Consider the following 1,352-nt stretch of genomic DNA (forward strand, 5'->3'; position numbering starts at 1 on the left):
CGTCCCCTCCCCCGACCGCCGGCCTCGGCAGCCGGCAGACCCCGGAACCCGGGCACTACGGAGTACAGACACGATGCGATCCCACCCCCGTAACGAGCAGTACGGCCCGACCGGCGGCATACGCACCGGAACGGCCTCCCCGATTCTCGTGAGGGCCTGATGACCGAACTGATACTGATAGCGGCCGCGTTGGCGGCCGGCGCCGGCGCGACGCTCTACTTCCACCTCCGGGCCCGCGCCCAGAAGGGCCGCGCGGACGGCCTCCAGCAGCGCGTCGAGGAGCTCGGGCAACAACTGCGCGCCGCTGAGCAGTTCGCCGGGCACATCGCGCACACCGTCATTCCGGCCGCTGCGGCACATACACAGGCCGGCCAGACCTATCAGCCAGGCCTGGCCGTGCCGCCCCAACTGGTGCACACCCGGCTGGCGGACGCTCTCGGTGCTCTCGCCGGACAGGCCTCGTCCGCCATCGGCCGTACCGGTCAACTGGCGCAGAACGCCGCACAGGACCAGCTCGCGCAGGCCCGGTCGGAAGCCGAGCAGCGCATCGCCCAGGCACGGCAGGAGTCGGTGGACGTGGCCCGGGCGGCCGTACGCGCCTTCGCCTCCAGCACCGTGCAGCGGGCCGCGAAGCTGAGCAGCGCGATCAGCGCCGGCGTGCGCCGCCATGTCTCGGACGAGGCGTACGCCACGCTGGTCGAGATGGACCACCTGGCCCAGCAGATGCTGCTCACCGCTTCCGGGTACGGCGTACTGGCCGGCGACAAGCTGTCGCGGCGCTGGCCGGCCACCACACTCACCGACATCGTCCGCACGGCGATGGGCCGGGTCGAGGGCTATCAGCGCATCCAGCACACCGACCTGCAGTCCTTCGCGGTGCAGAGCCGGGCCGTGGAAGCCGTCGTCCACGCCCTGGCGGTACTGCTGGACAACGCGCTCCGGTACTCCCCGCCGAACGCCCGAGTGCACGTCTCGCTGGAACACGGGGCCAACGCGGCCTTCCTCGTCGTGGACGACGCCGGGCTGCGGATCGAGGACGAGCGGCTGACCTGGGCGCGCGAGGTCATGTCCGGCAAGCAGCGCGACGACATCACGCAGCTCGGTGCCTACCCGCAGACCGGACTGCGCGTCGCGTCCGTGCTCGCCGACCAGTACGGCTTCCGCGTCGAACTGACGGCGCCCAACCTGTACGGCGGCACCCGCGCGATCATCGTGCTCCCGCAGGCCCTGCTGACGACGCCCCAGCCTCCACGGACGTCGTCCGTACAGAGCCTTCCGGCCGCCCGTCCTGCCCCCACCCCCGCCCCGGAAGCGGAGCCGGTTCCGGTTCCGCTTCCGGGGCGGGGGTGGGG

1 protein-coding gene is annotated in these 1,352 nt (G+C 72.2%); it reads left to right on the plus strand.

Going from position 1 to position 1,352, the window contains the following annotated elements:
- Positions 1-159 precede the first annotated feature (159 nt).
- A partial coding sequence (locus JGS39_RS39510) for an ATP-binding protein (protein WP_219574584.1) occupies positions 160-1,352 on the plus strand: 1,193 nt, incomplete at its 3' end.

It is taken from the genome of Streptomyces poriferorum, assembly GCF_019399235.1.
Lineage (GTDB): Bacteria > Actinomycetota > Actinomycetes > Streptomycetales > Streptomycetaceae > Streptomyces > Streptomyces poriferorum.